This window comes from Glutamicibacter sp. MNS18, assembly GCF_026107515.2.
Taxonomy (GTDB): Bacteria; Actinomycetota; Actinomycetes; order Actinomycetales; family Micrococcaceae; genus Glutamicibacter.
Window position 1 is genome coordinate 102,747 of record NZ_JAPCHW010000010.1, and the last position, 6,000, is coordinate 108,746.

At 64.7% G+C, this 6,000-nt stretch carries 6 protein-coding genes; all 6 read right to left on the bottom strand.

Annotated features, from left to right (window positions below; genetic code table 11):
• Window positions 1-2: 2 nt before the first annotated feature.
• The gene (locus OK351_RS14005; protein ID WP_265160087.1) at window positions 3-443 is read right to left on the bottom strand and encodes a hypothetical protein; all 441 of its coding nucleotides are present in this window, start codon (window positions 441-443) and stop codon (window positions 3-5) included.
• A gap of 138 nt (window positions 444-581) precedes the next feature.
• Window positions 582-1,703 (bottom strand): MraY family glycosyltransferase, encoded by a 1,122-nt coding sequence (locus OK351_RS14010; protein WP_265160090.1) that lies wholly within the window; start codon window positions 1,701-1,703, stop codon window positions 582-584.
• A complete protein-coding gene (locus OK351_RS14015; protein ID WP_265160092.1) occupies window positions 1,700-2,380 on the bottom strand; it encodes an L-threonylcarbamoyladenylate synthase in 681 nt (226 codons plus the stop codon). Before OK351_RS14015 ends, OK351_RS14010 begins: the two co-directional genes overlap by 4 nt.
• A 5-nt stretch (window positions 2,381-2,385) precedes the next feature.
• Window positions 2,386-3,261 carry a peptide chain release factor N(5)-glutamine methyltransferase gene (gene prmC, locus OK351_RS14020; protein ID WP_265160095.1) on the bottom strand — a complete coding sequence of 292 codons (876 nt, stop codon included), beginning with the start codon at window positions 3,259-3,261 and terminating at the stop codon, window positions 2,386-2,388.
• A 3-nt stretch (window positions 3,262-3,264) separates the two neighbouring features.
• Window positions 3,265-4,341 carry a peptide chain release factor 1 gene (gene prfA / locus OK351_RS14025; RefSeq protein WP_265160102.1) on the bottom strand — a complete coding sequence of 359 codons (1,077 nt, stop codon included), beginning with the start codon at window positions 4,339-4,341 and terminating at the stop codon, window positions 3,265-3,267.
• A 140-nt stretch (window positions 4,342-4,481) separates the two neighbouring features.
• Window positions 4,482-6,000, bottom strand: a 1,519-nt coding sequence (gene rho, locus OK351_RS14030) for a transcription termination factor Rho (RefSeq protein WP_265160097.1), incomplete at its 5' end; no start/stop codon positions are given.

Sequence of the window (6,000 nt, forward strand, 5' to 3'; positions counted from 1 at the left end):
CTTTAAGAATCGTGGTAAATCGCCATCCGCGCCTTCGAAAAGGCCCGGATTTCACCGACCTGCCACGCGACCAAGCTGATCGCCGCACCAAGGACGAATCCCTGGGTGTCCGCCCAAGCGGGCAAACCCAGATACAACAACACAAATGCGATGCCGAAGACCTTCAGGACGAAGACCGCCAGGAATGCGGGCATGGCCCACGTCCTGCGGATCCGTCCAGCTCCCTCGGCAACGAGCAGACCCGTTGCGAAGAAACCGATCACCAGCGCCGCGGCCAGTGCCCCGGATAGTGCGTACAACCAGCCGGCAACCACCCACGAAATCAGGAAAAATGCGATGGTTGCCAACACGGCGTACAGCAATGACTTGCCCAGAACGGGCATCCAGATGGAATCAGGGGCCTTTGATGCCGGGACATGGCCGTGGCCGGGTGTCTGTGGCATTAAAATCCTTCACTGGGCGCCCATCGGGAAGCGTTACCGGGATCTGGAGTTGCGTCAAACTGCCTTGCCACCGTCGACCCGAAGGTTCCCGGCGGAAGATCCACAGTAAATTCTACACGACATAGAAGCCGGGGAAATTCACCGGCGCTTCATGCGTTCGGTTAATGATGCGTAACGTCGGGACACAATCGGCCACCAGGTCAGCATCCCCGCCCCGACCAGCAACAGCGCGTACAGCGGGATCATCAGATGCAGCGGGATAAATGCGATGAGCACCACACCGGCGGCGACCAGCAGCGCCCACAGGTACAGCAACAGCACGCTCTTGCGCACCGAGTGGCCCTGGGCGAGCATCCGGTGGTGGATGTGCAACGAGTCGGGCTTGAACGGCGAACTGCGCTTGGACAGCCGGCGCACCACGGACAGCAGCAGATCCAGTGCCGGGAAGAAGATGATCACCAGCGGCAGGGCCATGGGCATATAGGCCGGAACGTTGCGGAAACGGTGGGCCTCAAGCCCCTGAACGTCTCCGGTGACCAGCACCGTGGACACCGATAGCACCAAGCCCAGGGCCAGCACCCCGGTCTCCCCCATGAAGATGTTCGCCGGGTTGAAGTTGTGCGGCAGGAAGCCCAGGCAGGCGCCGAGCAGCACCGCGCAGAGCAGCGCGGCCAGGTTGGCGTAGTCCTCGGCGCTCACGTGGGTGGCCAGCACATAGGAGTAGAGGAAGAAGGTCACGGCCCCGATGGCGGTCAACCCGGCCGCCAGGCCGTCCAGACCGTCGGAGAAGTTGATGGCGTTCATGCTCAGCACCACCAGCCCCATGGTGACCAGGTACTGCATCAGCCAGGAGTCGATTGACCAGGTGCCCACCGGCAGCGCCTTGATCACGATCCCGCTCTGGGCGATGATCGCCCCGATCAGCAGCTGGCCGGCGAATTTCCAATACCATTTCAGGTCCCGCAGGTCGTCGGCGAGCCCCAGGATGATCACCACCAGCAGGGCGCCGATGATTCCCAGGATGTAGTTCGGGTTGGAAAAAACGCCTGAGAAGAAGTCCAGTTGGCTGGCCAGCCCGATCCCGCCGAGGATCGCGGCGATCATGGCCAGTCCCCCGAACTTGACCACCGGGTCGCTGTGCATATCACGTTCACGGACCTGCTGGGTGAGGATGAATCGCGCACCGGCGCTGCGCACCATTGGAGTGAGCAGGTAGGAGACGGTGAAGCTGAAGGCGATCAGCAGAACGTAGCTTCTCATGTATCCCGGCTCGGTACGCTCTCCCCCGGTCCCAGCAATTCCGGGACCACCTCGCGCAGCACCTGCAGGGGGATGGCTCCCTGGCGCACCACCCGCGGCGGGGTTTGGGTCGCGTCGATGATGGTCGAGGGCAAGGCCTCGGAGCTCTGCCCTCGCGGCCCGTCGTCCAGGTACACATCGACCGATTCGCCCAGTTGCTCCTGGGCCTGGTCACTACTCAGTGCGGCGCGGTGGCCGGTGCGGTTGGCCGAGGAGACCGCCAACGGACCGGTTTGGCCCAGCAGTTCCAGGGCCATCTGGTCATTGGGCACCCGCAGCGCCACGGTCCCCTTGGTCTCCCCCAGATCCCAGGTCAGCGAGGGCTGGGCATGCAGGATCAGGGTCAGCGCCCCGGGCCAGAAGGCCTCGGCCAGGGCGCGGGCGGACTCGGGAATGTCGCTGGCCAGCCCATCCATGGTGGCCACCTGCGAAATCAGCACCGGTGGCGGCATGGTGCGCGAACGCCCCTTGGCGGCCAGCAACATGGCCACCCCCTGGGCGCTGAAGGCATCGGCGCCGATCCCGTACACCGTGTCGGTCGGCAGCACAATGCACCGCTGGCTCTCCAGGGCGGCACGTGCGGCGGTGATTCCCGCGGCACGTTCGGTCTCGTTGCTGACGTCAAAACGTGAACTCACGATGCCTATTCTTTCATGGTCGATAATTTTTCCGGGGCCACACCGCTGGTGGCGCGTGGCCGACCGTTCAAGTCCAGGTGCCCGCGCACCGCGGTGAACCCGGTTTGGGTGAGCAGCCGGGCCGCCGATTCCTGTTGGACCTCGGCGTGCTCCATCACGAACAAGCCTGCAGGCTTGAGCAACCGCAGCGCCTGGGCCGCGACGGCGCGTGGCACCTGCAACCCGTCATCACCCAGCCCGTACAACGCCATCTGCGGATCGTGGTCCCGGGCCTCGATCTCGCGTGGGATCGCGTTGGGTGGAATGTAGGGCGGATTGGAGATCACCAGGTCGATGTCGCCATCCAGGCCCAGGTCCGCGGGCAGTGCCCCGGCATCGGCATGCAGCACGGTGATGCCGTGCGGTTCGCAGTTGGTGCGGGTGTAGCCGATGGCCTCATCGGAGAGCTCCACGGCCCAAACCGTTGATCCGGGGACCTCCGTGGCCAGGGCCGCGGCGATCGCGCCGGACCCGGAACACAGGTCTACAAGGTGCACACCTTGTTTTCGACCAAGGAAGTCCAGGCCGATCTGCACCACCGTCTCGGTTTCCGGTCGCGGGATGAACACCCCGGGCCCCACCGTCAGGTCCAGGTGGCGGAAGTGCGCCACCCCGGTCAGGTGTTGCAACGGGGTCCGGGCGGCCCGTCGGGCCAGCAGCTGGTCGAAGCGTGCGCCTTGGGTTCCGGTCAGTTCCCGGCCCAGCAGTTCACCGAGCTGGATCCCCGAACGGTCGGTACCCGCCACATGGGCCAGCAGCAGTTCGGCATCCACCCGCGGGCTGGGAACGCCCGCGGCGGCCAACACCTTTTCGGCGTGGGCGCGCACTTCGGCGTACCGCATGTCCTAGTGCTCGCCCAGGGCGGACAGACGCTCTTCCTCGTCCATGGCAATGCAGGACTCGATCACCGGGCCCAGTTCCCCGTCCATGACCGCATCCAGGTTGTAGGACTTGTAGCCGGTGCGGTGATCCGCGATCCGGTTTTCCGGGTAATTGTAGGTGCGGATGCGCTCGGAGCGGTCCATGGTGCGGATCTGGCTGGCCCGCTGGGCCGAGTTCTCCGCGTCGATCTGCTCCTGCTGGTGGGCCAGCAGCCGCGAGCGCAACACGCGCATGGCCGCTTCGCGGTTCTGGATCTGCGACTTCTCATTCTGCATGGCCACCACGATGCCGGTGGGCAAGTGGGTGAGGCGCACCGCCGAGTCGGTGGTGTTCACGCTCTGGCCGCCGGGACCCGAGGAACGGTAGACGTCCACCTTCAGGTCATTGGCGTGGATTTCCACTTCCTCCGGCTCGTCCACCTCGGGCAGCACCAGCACGCCGGCGGCCGAGGTATGGATGCGGCCCTGGGATTCGGTGACCGGCACGCGCTGCACGCGGTGCACGCCGCCTTCGAATTTCAGGTGCGCGTAGACCCCTTCGGCCGGATCGCTGGAATTGCCCTTGATGGCCACCTGGGCGTCCTTGTAGCCGCCGAGGTCGGACTCGTTGAAGGAGATCATCTCCACCTTCCAGCCCTTGTTCTCGGCGAAACGGGTGTACATGCGCAGCAGGTCGGCCGCGAACAGCGCCGCTTCGTCGCCGCCTTCGCCGCCCTTGACTTCCAGGATCACGTTACGCGAGTCGTTCTCGTCGCGCGGGATCAGCAGCCGGCGCAGCTTTTCCTCCAGCTGCGGCAGCTTCTCCTTCAGTTCCTCGACCTCGGCGGCGAAGTCCGGATCCTCGTCGGCCATCTCGCTGGCTGCCTCCAGGTCCTCGGTGGCCTGCTTCCAGCGGTTGTAGGCTTCGACGATGCCATTCAGTTGTGCGGAGCGGCGGCCGAGCTTGCGGGCGCGGGCCTGGTCCGCGTACACGGCGGGGTCGGAGAGCTGCGCCTGGATTTCGGCGTGTTCCTCAAGTAGCGACTTGACGGATTCGAACATGGTGGCGGTACTTCTTTCGATACGCAGGATCGGCGGCACGCAACGTGCCTTCAGAAAAGATTGTAGGGGGTTTTACGCGCCAATGGCGTCCAGGGCTACGGTTGGACCGTGCGCCCTGGACGCCACCGGGGAACGATGCGCTAGTTCTGCTGCGGAGTGGTCTTGTTGACCAGCATCAGGAATTCCGCGTTCGATTCGGTATCGCGGATCTTCTTGGTGAGCAGTTCCAGTGCCTGCTGGGTATCCAGACCGGCCAGCATGCGGCGCAGGCGCCACATGATGCGCACTTCGTCACCCGAGAGCAGCGATTCCTCACGACGGGTCGAGGACGCGTTGACGTCCACGGCCGGGAAGATGCGCTTCTCGGCCAGCTGGCGGCTCAGGCGCAGTTCCATGTTGCCGGTGCCCTTGAATTCCTCGAAGATGACCTCGTCCATCTTCGAACCGGTCTCCACCAGGGCGGTGGCCAGGATGGTCAGCGAGCCGCCGTTTTCGATGTTGCGTGCCGCACCGAAGAAACGCTTCGGCGGGTACAGGGCTGCGGAGTCCACACCACCGGAGAGGATACGACCCGAGGCCGGGGCGGCGAGGTTGTAGGCACGGCCCAGACGGGTCATCGAGTCCAGCAGCACCACGACGTCCATGCCCATTTCCACCAGGCGCTTGGCGCGCTCGATGGCCAGTTCGGCCACGGTGGTATGGTCATCGGCCGGACGGTCGAAGGTCGAGGCGATGACCTCGCCCTTCACGGTGCGCTGCATGTCGGTGACTTCCTCGGGACGTTCGTCCACGAGCACCATCATCAGGTGCACTTCCGGGTTGTTCACCGTGATCGCGTTGGCGATGGCCTGCAGGATCAACGTCTTGCCGGCCTTCGGAGGCGAGACGATCAGGCCACGCTGGCCCTTGCCGATCGGGGCGACCAGGTCGATGACACGCGGACCGATCTTCTTCGCGTCGGTTTCCAGACGCAGGCGCTCGGTCGGGTACAGCGGAACGAGCTTGTTGAACTCGACGCGTTCCTTGTTGTCCTCGGGCTTCTTGCCGTTCACGGACGTGAGCTGCACCAGGGCGTTGAACTTCTGGCGGGGGTTCGGGGCCTCGCCCTCGCGCGGCTGGCGGATCGCGCCGACGATGGCATCGCCCTTGCGCAGGTTGTACTTCTTGACCTGGCCCAGGGTGACGTAGACGTCGTTCTGGCCCGGCAGGTAACCGCTGGTACGCACGAAGGCGTAGTTCTCCAGCACGTCCAGGATGCCGGCGATCGGCAGCAGCACGTCGTCGTCGCTCAGCTGCGGTTCGTCAGTGTCCCCACGGCGGTTGCGACGGTTGCGGTTGTTGCGGTCGTTGCGATCCTGGTTGCGGTCGTTGCGGTCGTTGCGGCCACGATCGCGGCGGTTGCGGTTGCGCTCGGAGCGGTCGTTGCGCTCGTTGGAGTGCTCATCGTTATCCGAGGAATCATCCGAGGAGGAATCCTGGCCCTCATTGCGGCGGTTACGCGAACGACCACGGTCATTGCGATCGCCACGCTCGGTGGACTGCTCATCGTTATCCGAGGAATCATCCGAGGAGGAATCCTGGCCCTCATTGCGGCGGTTACGCGAACGACCACGGTCATTGCGATCGCCACGCTCGGTGGACTGCTCATCGTTATCCGAG

Bases quoted from the DNA above. Each gene is read 5' to 3' on its own strand.
- prfA (WP_265160102.1), bottom strand. From the start codon at position 4,341: ATGTTCGAATCCGTCAAGTCGCTACTTGAGGAACACGCCGAAATCCAG.
- prmC (WP_265160095.1), bottom strand. From the start codon at position 3,261: ATGCGGTACGCCGAAGTGCGCGCCCACGCCGAAAAGGTGTTGGCCGCC.
- OK351_RS14010 (WP_265160090.1), bottom strand. From the start codon at position 1,703: ATGAGAAGCTACGTTCTGCTGATCGCCTTCAGCTTCACCGTCTCCTAC.
- OK351_RS14005 (WP_265160087.1), bottom strand. From the start codon at position 443: ATGCCACAGACACCCGGCCACGGCCATGTCCCGGCATCAAAGGCCCCT.